This window comes from Aphanothece microscopica RSMan92 (assembly GCF_046613545.2).
In the GTDB taxonomy this organism is placed as follows: Bacteria; Cyanobacteriota; Cyanobacteriia; order PCC-6307; family Cyanobiaceae; genus NIES-981.
Window position 1 is genome coordinate 1 of record NZ_JBKKKY020000209.1, and the last position, 1071, is coordinate 1071.

Consider the following 1071-nt stretch of genomic DNA (forward strand, 5'->3'; position numbering starts at 1 on the left):
TTTGATATTAGTGGATCGAGAATGGGAGAAATACCACGATCAAATGGTGAAACGGAAATGAATCATTTGAGGCGCTTGGGAATTCGAGGGGCAGTTTTTCTTTATGATATCCAGATGAGAATTGCACGTTTACGCATTGTCGAATAACATTCGATACTATGCAAACTGCAGATGATGTATTGCTGAATGTCTTTGGATATTCTTCCTTCCGAGCGGGACAGGATGAGGCCATCAATGCTACCATGCAAGGTAGAGATGTTCTGGCCGTTATGCCCACCGGTGGGGGAAAATCCATGGTTTATCAAGTTCCTGCGATAGCGTTAGGAGGGACAACGCTTGTCCTTTCACCATTGATCGCGTTGATGAAGGATCAGGTCGAACGACTACAACAACGTGGTATCATCGCGGATACCATTCACGGCAACCGCAGTTTGGGTGAAATCAATAATATCATGGCACGCGCCGGTCGTGGCGAGCTTGCCCTGTTGTATGTTGCTCCAGAGCGTCTTGAACAACGGTCCTTTCGGCGAATGCTTGCCGATGTGCCAATTTCTCGCGTCGCTATAGATGAAGCACACTGTATTTCTGAATGGGGACATGATTTTCGTCCCAGCTACATGGCCATACCGTCAATGTTTGAAGATATCCGCCGTGTCCCAATCATTGCCGTCACAGCAACGGCAACCCCGGAAGTACGCGACGATATCTGTCGAGCCTTGGCGATGCAATCGCCAACGATCATCGTCAAGGGCTTTGACAGGCCGAATCTGACGTTTCATGTCGTAGAAACGGCAGACAAACTCGGTTACGTTCAACAGACCCTCCTCAATACGAGTCAACCTACCGTTGTCTACTGTGGATCGCGAAAGCGCGTAGAAAGCACGTCCGCTGCTCTTATGCAACGTGGTTTGGCCTGTACAGCATACCACGCTGGTATGGATGATCGACAGCGATCCCAAGCGCAGGAGCAATTCCTCAAAGGAGAGGCAACTGTTTTGGTTGCTACCAGTGCTTTCGGCATGGGTGTAGACAAAGCCGATGTTCGCGAAGTCTTGCATATGGACTTACCGC

1 protein-coding gene is annotated in these 1071 nt (G+C 49.4%); it reads left to right on the forward strand.

Annotated features, from left to right (window positions below; genetic code table 11):
- Positions 1-158: 158 nt before the first annotated feature.
- Positions 159-1071, forward strand: a 913-nt coding sequence (locus ACLD7X_RS17020; RefSeq protein WP_411424874.1) for a RecQ family ATP-dependent DNA helicase, incomplete at its 3' end; no start/stop codon positions are given.